The sequence below is a fragment of the Kitasatospora sp. NPDC051853 genome, from assembly GCF_044452665.1.
In the GTDB taxonomy this organism is placed as follows: domain Bacteria; phylum Actinomycetota; class Actinomycetes; order Streptomycetales; family Streptomycetaceae; genus Kitasatospora.
On sequence record NZ_JBITBY010000002.1, the window covers coordinates 536,176 to 549,661 of the forward strand.

Genomic DNA, 13,486 nt, shown 5'->3' on the forward strand with positions numbered 1-13,486 from the left:
CGAACGGACGAGCCCCGGGGAGGGCGGCATGAGCAGGTGGTTCAGGCGGTTGCTGGTCGGTGCGGCGGCACCGGTGCTGGCACTGACGACGTTGACGGCCGTTCCGGCGGCGGCCGCCGAGGAGCCCGACGTCCGGGCCGCCCTGGACGCCGTCCCCGGCCTGACCGTGACGGCGGAGCGCCCGGCCGCCCCCGGCTTCCGCTTCTTCGAGCTGAGCCTGCGTCAGCCGGTCGACCACCACCACCCGGAGGCCGGCACCTTCCAGCAGCGCCTGACCCTGCTGCACCGCGCCGCCGACCGCCCCACCGTGCTCGCCACCGGCGGCTACAACCTGCCGTCCGGCCAGGGCCGCGCCGAGCCCACCACCCTGCTGGACGGCAACCAACTCACCACCGAGCAAAGGTTCTTCGGCACCTCGCTGCCCAGCACCACCGGCGACTACCGGACCCTGGACATCTGGCAGGCCGCCACCGACCACCACCGGATCGTCGAGGCCCTCCGCTCCGTCTACCCGGGCCGGTGGATCTCCACCGGCGGCAGCAAGGGCGGCATGGCCTCCGTCTACCACCGCCGCTTCTACCCGGACGACGTGGCCGGGACGGTCGCCTACGGCGCGCCGAACAACGTCAACGACCGCGAGGACTCCGCCTACCGGGACTTCCTGGCCTCGGTCGGCACCCCCGAGTGCCGGGCCGCGCTGCACGCCGTCCAGCGGCGGGCGCTGCTCCACCGCGAGGAGTTCACCGCTCGCTACACCGCCGCCTACCCGGGTGCGGCCTTCGGGCTGATCGGCAGCGCCGACAAGGCCTTCGAGATCGGCGTGCTGCGCACCCCGTTCACCTTCTGGCAGAGCATCGGCCAGGCCGGCTGCCCGTCCGTCCCGGGGCCGGAGGCCACCGACCAGCAGCTCTACGACTGGCTGGACCGGACCGGCCGACTGGCCGTCTACACCGACGCCTTCGCCACCGACTTCATCCCGTACTTCTACCAACTGGGCACCCAGATGGGGTACTTCGGCCTGGAGACGGACCACCTCGCGGACCTGGTCCGCTACCCCGGAGCCACCGAGCCGCGCAGCTTCGTGCCCCGCGAGGTCGAGCTGCGCTTCCAGCCGCAGGCGATGCGCGACATCGACCGCTGGGTGCGCCTGCGCGGCGAGCGTCTGCTCTTCGTCCAGGGCGCGGCCGACCCGAGCGTGGCCGAGCCCTTCCGCCTCGGCCCCGGCACCCGGGACTCGCTCTCGCTCTGGGCCCCGGGCGCCACCCACTCCGCCCGGATCGCCTCCCTCACCGAGGCGGACCGCGCCACCGCCGCCACCACCCTGGCCCGCTGGGCGGGCCTGGCCTGACCGGGCGCACCGGGCACACCGGGCGCACCGGGCGCACCGGGCGGCCGTAGACAGTGTCTACCGCTCTCTGGTAGACACTGTCTACGTGACCGACGAAGACCTCCGCACCCGCCTGGTGTCCACCGGGGCCGAACTGCTCGCCCAGGAGGGCCCCCAGGCCCTGACCCTCCGTGAGATCGCCCGCCGCGCGGGGGTCTCGCACGGCGCCCCGCGCCGCCACTTCCCCACCCACCTCGCACTGCTCTCGGCCATCGCCCGGCGCGGCTTCGAGGACCTGGCCACCCGGCTGGAGCAGGCGCCCGCCGGCGGCCCGCGCGAGCAGCTGGCCGGACTCGCCCGCACGTACCTGGAGTTCGCGGCCGAGCAGCCCGGCATGTACGAGCTGATGTTCCGCCACGACCTGCTGGAGAGCGGCGAACTGGGCCTGCGCGACACCAGCCTGCCGCTCTTCGCCCGCCTCGGCGCCCTGATCGCGGCGGCCCGTCCGGGCGGCGACCCCACCGCGGCGGCCGGCGCGTTCTGGGCCAACCTGCACGGACTGGCCCAGCTGCACCGCTGGGGAAGCCTCCAACTCGCCACCGGCCGGGCGGAGATCGAGCCCCTGCTGGCCGCCGCCCTGGACGCCCACCTCGGCCCGGTCGCCCCGTGACCACACTCACCGGCCCGGCGGCCGCGACCCGGGTGAGCCGCCGTCAGCAGCTGCTCGTCCTCACCGGCAGCATCACCGGCGCCGCCGTGGTGGCGCTCGACGGCACCGTGCTGACGGTGGCCCAGCCCACCCTCCGGCGCGATCTGTCCGCCACCTTCGCGCAGGTCCAGTGGACCAGCACCGCCTACCTGATCGCGGTCACCTCGCTGCTGGTCTTCGCCGGCCGGCTCGGCGACCGCTACGGCCAGCGGCAGGTCTTCGCCGTCGGCGCCATCGGCTTCGGCGCCGCCTCGGCCGCCGTCGGGTGCGCCCCGTCGATCGGCTGGGTGATCGCGCTGCGGGCCGTCCAGGGCGTGTTCGGCGCCCTGCTCCAGCCCGCCACCCTCGGCCTGCTGCGCGCCGCCTACCCGCCGGACCGGCTGGGCACCCCGATCGCCGTCCGCACCGCCGCGATCGGACTGGCCGCCGCGGCCGGCCCGGTGATCGGCGGCGCGCTCACCACCCACCTCGGCTGGCGCACCGTGCTCTTCCTCGGCGTCGTCCCCGCCCTCGCGGTCGGCGCGCTCGCCCTCGCCGTCCGGCTCCCCGAGCCGACCCCCGCCTCCCCTTCCGCCACTGCCGCTGCCGCCCGCCCCGGGCTCGACCTGCCCGGCGCCGCCCTGCTGGCCCTCACCCTGGCCGGCCTGGTGCACACCCTGACCGCCCTCCCCCACCCCGGCGCGGCCGCCCCCGTGCTCACCGCCGTCGCGGCCCTCCTGCTGCTGCGTCACGAGCGCCGCACGGCACACCCGTTGCTGCCCGCCGCCCTGCTGCGCACCGCACCCACCGCACCGGCACTGGCGATCCTGGTCAGCGCCTCCGCCACCGTGTTCGGCTCGCTCTACCTGGTGACCTACCTGCTCCAGGACACCCTCGGGCTCTCCGCCCTGGACGGCGGCCTGCGCGGCCTGCCGCTCGCCCTCGCCATGGTCGGGGCGGCCCCGGCCACCGCGGCCCTGATGCGCCGCCACGGCCCGCGCCGCACCGCCGCCCCCGGCCTGCTGCTGATCGCGGCCGGCGCCCTGCTGCTCTCCCGGCTGGCTCCCGGCACCTCCTGGTCCGGCAGCGCCCCCGGCTTCCTGCTGCTCGGCGCGGGCTTCGGCGCGGTGATGGTCACCGGCACGGCCGTGGTGGTGCGCCGGGCCGCCGTGGCGGACGCCGGGATCGCGGGCGGCCTCCAGCAGACCGCGATGAACCTCGGCCCGGCCCTCGGCATCGCCGCGGCCACCACCCTCACCGCCCTCGGCATCTCCCCCGCCGCCACCGTGCTCGCCCTGGCCGCCGCCGCGGCCGCCTCCCTCCTCCTCACGGCGGGGCTGCCACGGGCCTGACGCCCGACCCCGCCCGACCTGACGCCCGACCCCGCCCGACCTGACGCCCGGTCGCTGCCTGCCTGACGCCCGGTCAGGCGGGCAGCAGCTCCCGCACCAGCGCGGCGACCTGCGGGACGCGGACCACCGGCACCGCGTCCGGGGTCCAGTTGGGCAGGTGGCCGCCCTCCGGCAGCACCACGGCGGTGGCGCCCAGCTGCTCGGTGAACTCCCGGACGTGCGCGTACACATCGGGCGCCAGCACCGGGTCGTCGGCGGCGACCAGCACCCGCACCGGCCCGGCCGCGGCCCGGATTCGCGCCCAGTCGAAGCCACCCGCGAAGAACGGCGCCAGCGCCTCGTACCCGACCTCGCGGCTCATGGAGGCCACCAGCACCACACCCGCGAACGCGCCCCGGCCCCCGGTGTCGTGCCGCTCCAGCGCCCGCAGCAGGCCCACGCTGCCCAGGCTGTGACCGACCAGCACCGTCCGGCCCGGGTCCACCTCGGCGGCCGCCTGCTCCACCGTCTTCACCCAGCCGTCGACCGACGGCGCGTGCGGCTCCGGCAGCCCGGGGATCTCCACCCGGTGCCCCTCGGCCTCCAACTCGGCCTTCAGGGACGGGTACCAGAGCACCTCGGGCCCGGCACTGAAGGCGTGCGAAACGATGATCTCGCCCATTCGACGTACTCCCCATCAATCGAAACGATCCGTCGCGTTTCGATTGAAGCTAGCACGCTGGTACCGTTCCGTCCATGCCCTCCCCGTCCTCCCCGTCGTCCTCACCGCCGCCCCCGGCCCGCCGCACCCCCCGCACCGGCGGGCGGGTCCGGAGCGAGGACGCCCGGGCGGACGTGCTGGCCGCCACCGCCGCCCTGCTCGACGAGGCCGGCTACGGCCGCCTGAGCATCGAAGGCGTCGCGGCCCGCGCGGGGGTGGCCAAGAGCACCATCTACCGGTGGTGGAAGTCCAAAGCCGCCCTGGTGATGGACGCCTTCGGCCCGGCCGTCGCCCAGCGGATGCCCGAGCCGGACACCGGCGACTGCGCCGAGGACCTGCGGATCTTCCTCACCCGCCTCTACCAGGTGGTCGACCACCCCACCCGGGTCGAGGCGCTGCGCGGCCTGATGGCCGAGGCCCAGCTCGACCCGGCCTTCGCACCGCACTTCCAGGAGTGGGCACAGGGCCGCCGTCGGGTGGTCGCGGAGCTGCTGGAGCGCGGCGTCCGGCGGGGCGAGCTCGACCCCGGGCTGGACGTCGAGCACACGGTCGACCTGGTCTTCGGCCCGTTCTGGTACCGCCTGCTGGTCCGCCACCTCCCGCTGGACCCGGCCGAGGCACCCGCCCACGCGGCCCGCCTGCTGGCCGGCCTGCGCCCGGCCTGACCGGGCGCAGGCCCCCTCCCCCGGAGACGGACACCGCCTCCCCTTCCCGGGGGAGGCGGTTCGCCCCGCACGCCGATCCCCGCGGCCCGGCCACCGGCCAGGCTGGTCGCATGACCTCCGACGCCGTCACCACCGAAGCCCGGGCCACCACCGCCACCGCTGCCACTGCCACTGCCACTGCCACCACCGTTGCCGCCGTGCCCCGTTGGGCCGAGCGCACCGTCCGGCTGATCCCCTGGCTCGGCCTCCCGGTCTGCCTCTGGCGGCTGCCGATCGGCTTCGGCTTCCTGATGGGCCTGGACATGCCCCGGAGCGACCAGCCGCTCTGGGTCACCGTCCCGTACGTGGCCGCGCTCAGCCTGCTCTCCGAGGCCTTCGCCCTGCTCTGCCTGGTCCTGGTCCGCCCCTGGGGCGAGGTGGTCCCGGCCGGGCTCCCGCTGTTCCGCTCACTGCGGGGCCGCCGGGTGCCGCCCGCGGCCGTGGTGGTCCCGATGACGGTGGCCGGGCTCGGGCTGAGCCTGCTCACCCTCGACTGGCTGCTCTGCACCTTCGGGCTTCTCGGCTTCCAGGGGGTGGGCTTCACCGGCGCCGGCTGGGCACTGCTCGGCCAGGTCACCAGCGGCCTCTTCTGCCTCTGGGGCCCCCTGGTCCTCACCGCCACCTACGCCTACCACCGGCGCCGCCGGGCCCGCTGACGGCGGGCCCGGCCGACGTCCGAACAGTTGACGGCGGCTCAGGCCGACGCGACCACCTGCGCCGCGGGTGCGGCCACCCGCCGCCGGGCCGCGACCAGCCCGAGCACCGCGAGGCCGAGCCCGGCCCACAGCGCGAGGGTGAGCAGCGGCCGGCCCGCCGCCGCGCCGTCGAAGTACGCCACCGAGCGCAGCGCCGATCCGGCTGCCCCGGGCGGGAGTTGGGCCCCGATCACCCGGGCGGCGGCGGGCAGCATCTCGGGCGCCGAGGTGATGCCGGAGAAGGCGTTGCCGACCAGCACCATCAGCAGGGCGGTGATCCCGATCCCGGGCATGCCGATCAGCGAGGCGAGCCCGGCCGCGGTGGCGCCGACCGCGAGTGCGGTGAGCCCGAACACCCCCGCCTCGGCGAGCCAGTTGCCGCCCAGCGCACCCAGCCAGGCGTGGCCGACGCCCACCGCCACCAGCCCGGTCAGCGCGGCCGCGCCGAGCAGGGCGCCGATCGCCGCCGCGCCGCGCAGCCGCAGCAGGGTCACCAGCACGCCGGAGGCGATACCGGCCAGCACCAGCGGCAGCAGCCCGGCGCCGAGCACCGCGCCGCGCGGGTCGGCCGCCGGGGCCGGCACCACGTCGGTCACCGCGGCCCGTCCGCCGCTCGCGCCCTGGAGCAGCTGGGCCACCACCGGTCCGGCCGCCGAGGCGGTGTACAGCTCGGGGCCCTGCGGCCCCGCCACCAGTGCGCCGTACACCTCGCGCTGCTCGACCGCGGCCCGAGCGGCCGCCCCGTCGGCGTACTCGTGGATCTCGAAGGCGCCCTTCTGGTGTGCGAGCCGCTCCTTCACCTCGGCCGTGGCGGCGGCCGGACCGGCGACCCCGACCGGCAGGTCGTGCGGGGCCAGGCGGGCGGCGGGCCAGGCGAAGACCCAGAGCGCGAAGGCCACCAGCAGGGGTACGGCGAGGCAGACGACGGCGATCCGACGGGGAGTCGGCGGCAGGTCGGCGGGCATGGCTGTGTCTCCGCTCTCAGTTCAAAAAGAAGGATCGTTCGTTTTACGGGACTCACTCTCGGACGGCCGCGGCACGGTTGTCAAGAAGGAATGTTCGTTCTACCGTTGCGGCCATGGCCCGCGTATCCCAGGCACACCTCGACGCCCGCCGCCGCCAGATCCTCGACGGCGCCGTCCGCTGCTTCGCCCGCAACGGCTTCCACGCGACCTCGATGCAGGACGTGCTCCGCGAGAGCGAACTCTCCGCCGGAGCGGTCTACCGGTACTTCTCCAGCAAGGACGAGATCATCCGGGCCATCGCCGTGGAGGTGGTCGACACCATCCGCTCCGCGTACGCCGAGGCCGCCGCCACCAGCCCCCGGCCCACCCCGGACGCACTGCTCTCCACCGTGCTGGACCGGGTCTTCCACATGGCCGCCGGCGGCGACGACCCCCTGCTCTCCACCCGCCTGATCCTCCAGGTCTGGGCCGAGACGCCGCGCAACGAGGACCTGGCCGCCGCCCTGCGGGCCGGCTTCGCCTCCCTGCACGAGCTCTGGGCCGGACTGGTCCGGGACTACCAGGCGGACGGTCAACTCCCCGCCGAGGCCCCGGCCGCCGACATCGCCCGGGTCCTGATCGCCACCGCCCAGGGCCTGATCGCCCAGCAGGCGCTCTTCGGCGACGTCGACACCGGCACCGTCCGCGTGGCCCTGCACGCCGTGCTCCGCCCGATGACTCCCCCCGACTGAGCACGGCCCCGCCCGCGGCACCGCCTCGCTCCCGGTGCCGCCCTTGTCGCACCCCTGCGCGATGCTGACGGGATGAAGCTGCCCCGCGTCCTCTGCCCGGAGCCGTCCTGCGCCCGCCAGGTGGCCCTGATGCCCCTGGCCACCCGCGCCGGCTACGGCGTCGTGCACGACCACAAGCTGCACAGCCGCTCGCTGGCGCTCTGCCCGGGCTCGATGACGCACGTGGCGCTCGCCGAGGCCGCGGCGCTCCAGGACCAGCTCCCGCTGGAGGACCTGCTGCCCGCCCAACCCGCCGACCAGCAGCCGCTGTTCGACTGACCGCCCCGTCCTCGATCGGGTGGCCGGCGCCACCGCACCGCCACCGCCGGCCCGGGCGCCTCGTTGATCGTTCGTGCAGCTACCTCTGGCCGAACACCTGAAGACGCTCACCCACGGCATCGTCTGGACGTGCGCGTTCACCACCGACACTGCCGGACGCCCCGTCATGCTCAAGTCGGTCTACGACCCCGAGGTCTGGCAGTTCGGCGGCGGCAACGTGGACCACGGCGAGCACCCGTGGGAGAGCACCGTCCGGGAGGTCCGCGAGGAGACCGGCCACACCCTGCACGGTGAACCCCGGCTGCTCGGCGTCATCTTCCAGACCCCGGCGGACGGTTGGCCCGCCAAGCTCGGCCTCGCCTTCGACGGCGGCCTGCTGACGGCCCGCCAGATCGACGCCCTGGTCCTCGACCCGGCCGAACACACCGAGGTCCGCGTGCACACCCTGGACGACTGGCGGCGGATCCTCGCCCCCGCCCGCTACGCCCTGGTCGCCGCGCTCGCCGAAGCCCGTCGCACCGGCACGGCCCAGTACCTCGCCGCCTGAGCGTTCACCCACACTCCATTGCAACGACCTGCATGCTGACGTTGCGTTAGCTGACACTCTCGTTGCAATGATTTACCGGCACTGACCTGCTATTTCCTTGCCCCACCGCAACTTCATGCTTGCCTGAACCGTGACTGCAACGTAGCGTTTGCGATGTCAGAAACGCCAACGACACAGGAGACGGACCACCGTGAACACCTTCACCACCACCCTGAACATCGCCTCCGGCCGCATCCGGATCATCGCCACCGACCGCACCGACGCCACCGTCCGGGTCCTCCCGGCCGACCCGGGCAGCAGCCGCGACGTCAAGGCCGCCGAGCAGACCGTGGTCGAGCAGCAGGACGGCACCCTCCGCATCCACACCCCCGAGTCGGCCAAGCGGGCCTTCGGCCCCTCCGGCTCGGTCGAGGTCACCGTCCAACTCCCCACCGGCTCCCGGGTCCTGGCCGAGCTCGCGGACGGCGAGCTGCACTCCACCGGCCAGCTCGGCGAGGTCACCTTCACCGGCGCCAACGGCACCGTCGGCCTGGACGGGACCACCACCACCCGCATCACCCTCCAGGCCGGGGACATCCGGCTCGGCGCCCTGGCCGGCGACGCCGAACTCACCACCGCCAAGGGCGACATCACCGTCACCACCGCCCCCGGCACCTCCGCCGTCCTGGACGCCTCCACCGCCTACGGCCGCGTCGTCAACGCCCTGCGCAACGACGGCGCCCCCGCCGTCACCGTCCGCGCCTCCACCTCCTACGGCGACGTCACCGCCCGCAGCCTCTGAGCCCCCCTCACCACTTCATCCCCCCGAGGAGACCACCACCATGTCCGACCGCCTCACCGCCTCCGACCGCCCCGACCTCCAGGCCGCCGTCCAGGAGATCGCCGCCTCCGGCTGGGCCGGCGTCCAGGTGCGGGTGAACGACCGCCACGGCGAGTGGACCGGCAGCGCCGGCGTCCGCGAACTCGGCTCCGCCGCGCCCCCACCGACCGACGGGCACTTCCGGATAGGCAGCAACACCAAGACCTTCACCGCGACCCTGGTCCTGCTCCTGGTCGCCGACGGCCTGCTCGGCCTGGACGACCCGGTCGACGACCACCTGCCCGGGTACGGGCTGGACCGCCGGATCACGGTGCGGATGCTGCTCCAGCACACCAGCGGCCTGTTCAACTTCACCGGCGAGTACTACGAGGACGGCACCACCGCCCCCGGCATCCCCTGGCAGGGCCAGGAGTGGGTGGACAACCTCCTCCTCACCTACCGGCCCGAGGACCTGGTCCGCCTGGCCCTCGGCAAGCCGGCCCGGTTCGAGCCCGGCACCGACTGGAGCTACTCCAACACCAACTACGTGCTGGCCCGCCTCCTGGTCGAGCGGCTGGCCGGCCGCCCGTACGCCGAGGAGATGCACCGCCGGATCCTCGGCCCGCTCGGCCTCACCGGCACCCTGGTCCCGGACGCCTCCCCCGAACTCCCCGAGCCGCACGTGCACGGCTACTACACCTACCGGGACGGCGAGGAGTGGAGGACGGCCGACGTCACCCGCTCCAACCCCTCGTGGATCTCCGCCGCCGGCGACATGATCTCCACCACCCGCGACCTGCACCTCTTCTTCTCCGCCCTGCTGGGCGGCCGCCTCCTCCCCGCCGAGCTGATGGCCGAGATGCGCACCCCGCACACGAAGTTCGCCTACGGCCTCGGCCTGATCGTCGAGGAGACCGAGGCCGGCACCCTCTACACCCACAACGGCGGCTTCTGGGGCTGGGGCGCCCTGATGTACGGCTCCCCCGACGGCGCCACCACCCTGATCGCCTCCCTCACCACCGGCGACGCCCGCCTCGAACTGCCCCAGGCCGCCGAGGCCTTCGCCAAGGTCCAGCAGACCCTCCTCCCCCTGGTCTTCACCCCGAAGGCCTGATCCCCCACCCCCTCCGGCCCCGGGGGGGGGCCCCCGCCCCCCCCCCCCCCTCGCCGAAGGCTCCCGGCACGGCATCCGGCACCACCCCCGCACCGACCCCGACACCCCCCCCCCCCCCCCCCCCCCCCCCCGGCCCCCCCGCCCCCCCGGCCGCCCCCCCCCCCCCCCCCCCCCCCCCCCCCCCGGCGCCCGCCCCCCCCCCCCCCCCGGGCCCCCCCCGCCACTTTGTCGCCTTACCGCCTTACCCCTTTACCGCTGCTCCCGCCGCTCCCCGCCGACGCACCGTCAGCCGCCGATGCCCTCACGACGTTCGGCCTCCAGCAGACGCTCCATCACCTTCGCCCGGTACGGGTGCCCGGGTGCGATCCGCCCGGCCCACTCCCGGGCCTCCGCCAGCAACGCCCGCCGCTGCTCCGGCAGTCCGGCCACCCGCTCCGAACCGCTCACCTCCACCAGCACCCGCGCCAGCTTCGACCCGTACACCTCGGGGCTCACCCGCACCAGCGTCCGGTAGACCCACAGCCCCTCGGTCCCCCGCAGCAACCTGCGGTCCAGGCTCATCAACCGCATCCGGGCCCGCAGCACCCGCTCCTGATCCACCGTCACGTGACATCCCCCTTCGTCGTCGCACGCCCGATCACCGGACCTGACGAGGCCCGGTCGGAAAGGACGTGGAATGTCGACAAGTCTGCGTTCGGACCGCACGACGGACAAGGGCGAAAATGAGTGTTCCCGGTCCTACCGGACAAGTACGCTCTGGCCCTAGATTGGGGGCGGCTCAACCTCCGCTTCGCGGTCGGAGCACCCCGGTGGCCACAGCTCACGCCCCGGACGTCCGAGCCTCGCTTCGTAGACACCCCCCCCCGGTCCACGGATGTCATCGCATTGGTGTATGAATTCTCTGTCGCACCCACGACGTACACACTTTCTTTGCCTTAACTAGGGGGACCCATGCGTAAGAGCACGCTTCAGCGTGCCACCGCGCTCCTGATCGGTGCCGGTGCTCTTCTGGCCGCCACCACCACCGGGGCGTCCGCCGCCCCGGTCCCGGGGAGCGGAACCAAGCCGGCGCCGATCGTCCACACCATGCCGAAGGCCAAGGCGGCGCCCAAGACCGCCAAGTCGGCGCCCTCCGCCACCCTGGCCGCGGCCGCCTCGCCCGTCGCCGTGGTGCAGCCGGGCCAGGTCCTCGCGCCCGGGGACAGCGTGGCGGCCGGCAGCACCACCCTGGTGATGCAGCCCGATGGCAACCTGGTGCTCTACCTGGTCGCCGGCAACGGCTCCCGCATCCTCCCGCTCTGGTCCAGCGGCACCTGGTGGAGCCCCGGCGCCCGCGCCGAGATGCAGGCGGACGGCAACTTCGTCATCTACCGCCAGGACGGCAACTCCTCCAACCAGGGGTCCATCTGGCACAGCGGCACCTGGGGCCACCCCGGCGCGGCCCTGGTCCTCGCGTACGGTGACCTGCTGATCGGCGCGCCCGACGGCGACACCGTTCTCTGGAACGCCCGCGTCGGCTTCATCCCCGCCAAGGTCAACGGCGAGTACACCGAGAACCCGTCGGACACCATCGGTTCCAACGAGGCCCTCGATGCGAACAACTGGGTGGAGTCCCGCACCACCATCCTGATCATGCAGGCCGACGGCAACCTGGTCCTCTACCGCAAGTCCGACGGCCAGGCCATCTGGTCCAGCCACACCTGGAACCACCCCGGTTCCTACGCCCACCTGGAGGCGGGCGGCGTCCTCTACGTCGCCGACGACAACAACCTCTACTGGCGCACCTACACCCAGAACAACCCCGGCGCCTACGCCATCGCCCAGGATGACGGCAACTTCGTCATCTACCGCCAGGGCGGCAACGCCTGGAACAACGGCGCCCTCTGGTCCTCCGGCACCTGGGGCAAGGCCTGACAACGCCCCCGGTCCTGATGTGACCTGACGAAGTGAAGCCCCCCCTGGCGGTGCCAGGGGGGGCTTCACTTCGTCAGGCGACGGACGAGGCGGCCTGTACGCCGGGTTCTGTCTCCCGGGGTGCTTGCGCGGCCCGGGGAGGCGGCCATCCATCTAGGGCTGCCGTTGCCGACAGCCTCGTGCGGTCTACCCGCGGACTCGGGCGAGCAGCCCTCGTGCATCCGCGCACGGTGCCCGAGGGCACCGATCTTGACCTTGCTCCAGGTGGGGTTTACCTAGCCGGCCGAGTCACCTCGGTCGCTGGTGGTCTCTTACACCACCGTTTCACCCTTACCACCGACCGGAGTCGGTGGCGGTCTGCTTTCTGTGGCACTGTCCCGCGGGTCACCCCGGGTGGGCGTTACCCACCACCCTGCTCTGTGGAGCCCGGACGTTCCTCGGCGGGCCCCCGAAGGGACCCGACGCGACCGCCCGGCCGGCTCGTCCGCCGTACTGGTCATCGTAGCCGGTCGGAGCGGGCGGTCAGGACAGCGGCACCGGGGGCAGGGCGGCCTCCTGGGCGGCCATGACCTGGTCGCCGTACTCGAAGGCCCAGGCGCCGATGGCCTCGATGGGCCCCAGCAGGGTGCGGCCGAGGGCGGTGAGGTGGTAGTCGACCCGGGGTGACGGGCCGTCAGGGGGGCGGCGTTCGACCAGGCCGTTGAAGTGGAGGCGGCGCAGGGTCTCGGTGAGGACCTTGGAGCTGATGCCGCCGATCCGTTCGCGCAGTTCGGCGGGGCGGGCGGGGCCGTCGCGCAGGGCGTGCAGGACCACGGCGTTCCAGGTGTTGGAGAGCAGGTCGAAGGCCAGCCGGGCGCGGCAGTCGGCGAGGTGGTCGGTGTGGTGGTGGTAGGTCGGCACGTACCAGATGGTGCCCGACCGCCTGTCTAGCGTGGTGGGAAACGAGGCAGGCGCTGGACGGGAGGCAGTCGATGAGGATCGGCGTACTGGGGACGGGCAACATGGCGGACGCGCTGGCGGCCCACTGGGTGCGGGCCGGGCACGAGGTGACGGTCGGCGGGCGGGACGCGGGCCGGGCGGGGCGGCTCGCGGCGCGGATCGGGGGTGCGGCGGCCGGTCTGCGCGGGGCGGCGGTGGCCGGTGAGGTGGTGCTGGCGGCGCTGCCGTTCGGGGCGGGGGCGGAGGTGGTGCGGGAGTTGCGGGCGGAGTTGGCCGGCAAGGTGCTGGTCGACTGCTCGAACCCGGTCGGGCCCGGCTTCCGGCTGCTGACCGGGGGCGGGGTCTCGGCCGCGCAGCTGCTGGCCGCGGCGGCGCCGGAGGCGCGCGTGGTGAAGGCGTTCAACCTCTGCCACGAGGACGTGTGGCGGATGCGGCCGCCGGTGTTCGACGGGCGGCCGCTGGCCGTGCCGGTCTGCGGGGACGATGCGGCGGCCGTCGGGCTGGTGCACGGGCTGGTGCGGGACGTGGGGTGCGAGCCGCTGGCGGGCGGCGGCCTGGAGCGGGCGGGGCTGCTGGAGGCGACCGCCGCGCTGTTCATCGGGCTCTGGGTCGGGGAGGGGGCCGACGCGCAGGCCGTCGCTCCCCCGCTGGCGTACGCCGCCGGGCCGGCCGGAACCGGCTGAACGGGCCGAA

Annotated in this window: 16 protein-coding genes and 1 other RNA gene; 12 read left to right on the top strand and 5 right to left on the bottom strand. The window is 74.3% G+C overall.

Annotation, left to right across the window (positions count from 1 at the left end):
• The first annotated feature begins 28 nt into the window (after positions 1 to 28).
• From ACIA8O_RS07060 to ACIA8O_RS07070, 3 genes are all read left to right on the top strand, one after another.
• The gene (locus ACIA8O_RS07060) at positions 29 to 1,348 is read left to right on the top strand and encodes a S28 family serine protease (protein ID WP_396292534.1); all 1,320 of its coding nucleotides are present in this window, start codon (positions 29 to 31) and stop codon (positions 1,346 to 1,348) included.
• Between the two features lie 85 nt (positions 1,349 to 1,433).
• Entirely contained in the window at positions 1,434 to 1,997 is a 564-nt protein-coding gene (locus ACIA8O_RS07065) for a TetR/AcrR family transcriptional regulator (protein ID WP_396292535.1), read from the top strand.
• Entirely contained in the window at positions 1,994 to 3,367 is a 1,374-nt protein-coding gene (locus tag ACIA8O_RS07070; RefSeq protein WP_396292536.1) for an MFS transporter, read from the top strand. Before ACIA8O_RS07065 ends, ACIA8O_RS07070 begins: the two co-directional genes overlap by 4 nt.
• 73 nt (positions 3,368 to 3,440) lie before the next feature.
• Here ACIA8O_RS07070 and ACIA8O_RS07075 read toward each other — a convergent pair whose 3' ends face one another.
• A complete protein-coding gene (locus tag ACIA8O_RS07075) occupies positions 3,441 to 4,028 on the bottom strand; it encodes an RBBP9/YdeN family alpha/beta hydrolase (RefSeq protein WP_396292537.1) in 588 nt (195 codons plus the stop codon).
• 74 nt (positions 4,029 to 4,102) lie between these two features.
• Between ACIA8O_RS07075 and ACIA8O_RS07080 the strand changes: the two genes are divergently transcribed.
• Both ACIA8O_RS07080 and ACIA8O_RS07085 read left to right on the top strand, forming a co-directional pair.
• A complete protein-coding gene (locus ACIA8O_RS07080) occupies positions 4,103 to 4,732 on the top strand; it encodes a TetR/AcrR family transcriptional regulator (protein WP_396292538.1) in 630 nt (209 codons plus the stop codon).
• A 110-nt stretch (positions 4,733 to 4,842) separates the two neighbouring features.
• Entirely contained in the window at positions 4,843 to 5,427 is a 585-nt protein-coding gene (locus ACIA8O_RS07085) for a hypothetical protein (protein WP_396292539.1), read from the top strand.
• Positions 5,428 to 5,465: 38 nt separating this feature from the next.
• Here ACIA8O_RS07085 and ACIA8O_RS07090 read toward each other — a convergent pair whose 3' ends face one another.
• On the bottom strand, positions 5,466 to 6,431 hold the full coding sequence (locus ACIA8O_RS07090; protein WP_396292540.1) for an ABC transporter permease: 966 nt from the start codon (positions 6,429 to 6,431) through the stop codon (positions 5,466 to 5,468).
• Between the two features lie 113 nt (positions 6,432 to 6,544).
• On the opposite strand from ACIA8O_RS07090, the gene ACIA8O_RS07095 reads away from it, so the two are divergent.
• From ACIA8O_RS07095 to ACIA8O_RS07115, 5 genes are all read left to right on the top strand, one after another.
• The gene (locus tag ACIA8O_RS07095) at positions 6,545 to 7,162 is read left to right on the top strand and encodes a TetR/AcrR family transcriptional regulator (RefSeq protein WP_396292541.1); all 618 of its coding nucleotides are present in this window, start codon (positions 6,545 to 6,547) and stop codon (positions 7,160 to 7,162) included.
• Between the two features lie 72 nt (positions 7,163 to 7,234).
• The gene (locus tag ACIA8O_RS07100; RefSeq protein ID WP_396292542.1) at positions 7,235 to 7,480 is read left to right on the top strand and encodes a hypothetical protein; all 246 of its coding nucleotides are present in this window, start codon (positions 7,235 to 7,237) and stop codon (positions 7,478 to 7,480) included.
• Positions 7,481 to 7,553: 73 nt separating this feature from the next.
• The gene (locus ACIA8O_RS07105; protein ID WP_396292543.1) at positions 7,554 to 8,027 is read left to right on the top strand and encodes an NUDIX domain-containing protein; all 474 of its coding nucleotides are present in this window, start codon (positions 7,554 to 7,556) and stop codon (positions 8,025 to 8,027) included.
• Positions 8,028 to 8,217: 190 nt separating this feature from the next.
• Positions 8,218 to 8,808 (top strand): DUF4097 family beta strand repeat-containing protein, encoded by a 591-nt coding sequence (locus tag ACIA8O_RS07110; protein ID WP_396292544.1) that lies wholly within the window; start codon positions 8,218 to 8,220, stop codon positions 8,806 to 8,808.
• A gap of 40 nt (positions 8,809 to 8,848) precedes the next feature.
• Positions 8,849 to 9,940, top strand: a complete 1,092-nt coding sequence (locus ACIA8O_RS07115) for a serine hydrolase domain-containing protein (RefSeq protein ID WP_396292545.1) — start codon at positions 8,849 to 8,851, stop codon at positions 9,938 to 9,940.
• A gap of 285 nt (positions 9,941 to 10,225) precedes the next feature.
• Here ACIA8O_RS07115 and ACIA8O_RS07120 read toward each other — a convergent pair whose 3' ends face one another.
• A complete protein-coding gene (locus tag ACIA8O_RS07120) occupies positions 10,226 to 10,546 on the bottom strand; it encodes a hypothetical protein (protein ID WP_396292546.1) in 321 nt (106 codons plus the stop codon).
• Between the two features lie 345 nt (positions 10,547 to 10,891).
• On the opposite strand from ACIA8O_RS07120, the gene ACIA8O_RS07125 reads away from it, so the two are divergent.
• Positions 10,892 to 11,854, top strand: coding sequence for a hypothetical protein (locus tag ACIA8O_RS07125; RefSeq protein WP_396292547.1), 963 nt, complete (start codon positions 10,892 to 10,894; stop codon positions 11,852 to 11,854).
• An 81-nt stretch (positions 11,855 to 11,935) separates the two neighbouring features.
• Here ACIA8O_RS07125 and rnpB read toward each other — a convergent pair.
• Positions 11,936 to 12,337, bottom strand: an RNA gene (gene rnpB, locus ACIA8O_RS07130) — RNase P RNA component class A.
• A 39-nt stretch (positions 12,338 to 12,376) separates the two neighbouring features.
• Entirely contained in the window at positions 12,377 to 12,754 is a 378-nt protein-coding gene (locus ACIA8O_RS07135; RefSeq protein WP_396292548.1) for a winged helix-turn-helix transcriptional regulator, read from the bottom strand.
• Between the two features lie 71 nt (positions 12,755 to 12,825).
• Between ACIA8O_RS07135 and ACIA8O_RS07140 the strand changes: the two genes are divergently transcribed.
• Positions 12,826 to 13,476, top strand: coding sequence for an NADPH-dependent F420 reductase (locus ACIA8O_RS07140; RefSeq protein WP_396292549.1), 651 nt, complete (start codon positions 12,826 to 12,828; stop codon positions 13,474 to 13,476).
• The last annotated feature ends 10 nt before the right edge of the window (positions 13,477 to 13,486 follow it).

Bases quoted from the DNA above. Each gene is read 5' to 3' on its own strand.
- ACIA8O_RS07060 (WP_396292534.1), top strand. From the start codon at position 29: ATGAGCAGGTGGTTCAGGCGGTTGCTGGTCGGTGCGGCGGCACCGGTG.
- ACIA8O_RS07075 (WP_396292537.1), bottom strand. From the start codon at position 4,028: ATGGGCGAGATCATCGTTTCGCACGCCTTCAGTGCCGGGCCCGAGGTG.
- ACIA8O_RS07080 (WP_396292538.1), top strand. From the start codon at position 4,103: ATGCCCTCCCCGTCCTCCCCGTCGTCCTCACCGCCGCCCCCGGCCCGC.
- ACIA8O_RS07085 (WP_396292539.1), top strand. From the start codon at position 4,843: ATGACCTCCGACGCCGTCACCACCGAAGCCCGGGCCACCACCGCCACC.
- ACIA8O_RS07090 (WP_396292540.1), bottom strand. From the start codon at position 6,431: ATGCCCGCCGACCTGCCGCCGACTCCCCGTCGGATCGCCGTCGTCTGC.
- ACIA8O_RS07095 (WP_396292541.1), top strand. From the start codon at position 6,545: ATGGCCCGCGTATCCCAGGCACACCTCGACGCCCGCCGCCGCCAGATC.
- ACIA8O_RS07100 (WP_396292542.1), top strand. From the start codon at position 7,235: ATGAAGCTGCCCCGCGTCCTCTGCCCGGAGCCGTCCTGCGCCCGCCAG.
- ACIA8O_RS07115 (WP_396292545.1), top strand. From the start codon at position 8,849: ATGTCCGACCGCCTCACCGCCTCCGACCGCCCCGACCTCCAGGCCGCC.
- ACIA8O_RS07125 (WP_396292547.1), top strand. From the start codon at position 10,892: ATGCGTAAGAGCACGCTTCAGCGTGCCACCGCGCTCCTGATCGGTGCC.
- ACIA8O_RS07140 (WP_396292549.1), top strand. From the start codon at position 12,826: ATGAGGATCGGCGTACTGGGGACGGGCAACATGGCGGACGCGCTGGCG.